This window comes from Xanthomonas sp. SHU 166, assembly GCF_000364685.1.
GTDB classification, from domain to species: Bacteria; Pseudomonadota; Gammaproteobacteria; order Xanthomonadales; family Xanthomonadaceae; genus Xanthomonas_A; species Xanthomonas_A sontii.
This window is the reverse complement of record NZ_AQOJ01000034.1, coordinates 1-1,902: the sequence shown is the minus strand read 5'-3', so window position 1 is coordinate 1,902 and position 1,902 is coordinate 1. Positions and strand designations below refer to the sequence as shown.

Sequence of the window (1,902 nt, the reverse complement as noted above, 5' to 3'; positions counted from 1 at the left end):
CCTGCCTGCTGGTGCTGCCGCTGGCGGCGGCACTGCCGGTGCCGGCAAGCCTGGCTCCCGCCGCCGATGCGCAGTGCGCGGCGACCGCCACCGCCAGGCTGCGCTGGTCGCCGGCGACGCTGGCGCCATTGCTGGTGGCGTTCCTGCAGATGTCGGCGATCGGCGCGCTGTGGGCCTACCTGGAGCCGCTGGCGTTGCGCGCGGGGCTGGATACGCATGCGGCGCAACTGCAGACCTCGTGGGTGCTGGGCATGCAGATCGTCGGCGGTCTGGCGGCGATCTACTGGGTGCGCCGGCTGTCGGTGACGGCGACCCTGACCCTGGGCAGCGTGGCGCTGTGCCTGGTGGCCGCGGCGATGTACCGGGTTCCGGGCAATGCGACGCTGGGCTTCGCCGCGGTGTGCGTGGCGTTCGGCTTCGCCTGGATGTTCCTGATGCCGTTCCATGTCGGCCTGGCGCTGCGCGCCGATGCGCAGGGGCGGGTGGCGGTGCTGGTGCCGGCCGCGCAGTTGATCGGGTCGGCCTGCGGGCCGTTGCTGGCGTCGCTGCTGCTGCACGCCGACGATTCGGCGCCGGTGCCGCTGGTCGGTCTGGGCTTTGCGCTGACCGCGGCGCTGCTGGCGCTGTGGATCGGCCGGCGGCAGCGCCGTCCGGCCGTCGTGGAGGCGGGCTCGCATGCGGGCTGATGGGGGTGGCCGTGCGAGCGCGCTGGCCGCTGCGATGACGCGCTTCCGTCGGCCGCGCATGGCGCAGGGCAGGAGATTGCCAGGCACCGGGCGATGGCCGATGTCCGCCAAGCAGGAGCGCGGCGATGGCGTCTGAGCCCGTGCTGGACACCCCACCGGAGACGGTCGCGGCGCTGTTCGCCGCGCAGCAGGCCACCGCGCTGGCCTGGCGCGGCTCCTCGGCGAACACGCGGCGCGCGCATCTGCGTGCGCTGCGCGATGCGTTGCTGGCACGACGGCAGGCGCTGATCGTCGCCTTCGCCGCCGATTTCGCCAAGCCCGCACTGGAAGTGGAATTGACCGAGCTGCTGCCGGTGGTCGACGAGATCGCCACCGCCATCGCGCAGTTGCCGCGCTGGATGCGTCCGCGCAAGGTCTCGCCCACCTTGCTTGCGCTGGGTACGCGCGCGCGCATCGCGTTCCAGCCCAAGGGCCGCTGCCTGATCATCGGGCCCTGGAACTACCCGGTGGCCACCGTGCTGGCGCCGTTGGTGTCGGCACTGGCCGCCGGCAACACGGCGCTGATCAAGCCCTCCGAATTCACCCCGCAGGTCAACGCGGTGCTGCAGGCGGTGCTGGACGAGGCATTCGCACCGGAAGAAGTGGCCCTGGTGCAGGGCGGCGCGGCCACTGCGCAGGCCTTGCTGGCCTGTCCGTTCGACCATGTGTTCTTCACCGGTTCGGCGTCGGTCGGCCGGGAGGTGATGGCCGCTGCGGCGCGGCAATTGACGCCGGTGACGCTGGAACTGGGCGGCAAGTCGCCGGTGATCGTCGACCGCAGCGCCGACCTGCGTCTTGCCGCCGAGGTGATCGTCTGGGCCAAGCTGGTCAATGCCGGACAGACCTGCATCGCGCCGGATACCTTGTTCGTGCATCGCGACGTCAGCGCGCGCCTGCTCGCGCACTGCCGCGCCCTGCTGGCGCAGCGCTACGGTGCCGACGCGCAGGCGGTCGCTGCCAGCCCGCACCTGGCGCGCATGATCCACCCGGCGCATGCCGCACGGGTGGCCGCGCTGATCGACGAAGCGCGCGCCGGCGGCGCGCAGTTGCTGGCCGGTGGCGAGCACGACGCGGAGCGCTGCTACGTGGCGCCGACGCTGCTGGCGCAGGTGCCGGCGCAGGCGCGGATCGCGCAGGAAGAGATCTTCGGTCCGGTACTGCCGCTGATCGAGTTCGC

At 72.6% G+C, this 1,902-nt stretch carries 1 protein-coding gene and 1 pseudogene; both read left to right on the top strand.

Annotated elements, in window-relative coordinates; translation table 11 throughout:
- Positions 1-686: pseudogene (locus D180_RS01685) on the top strand (MFS transporter); the annotation flags it as partial.
- Between the two features lie 125 nt (positions 687-811).
- Positions 812-1,902: aldehyde dehydrogenase family protein (locus D180_RS01680; RefSeq protein WP_043090294.1), on the top strand; the 1,091-nt coding region annotated here is incomplete at its 3' end.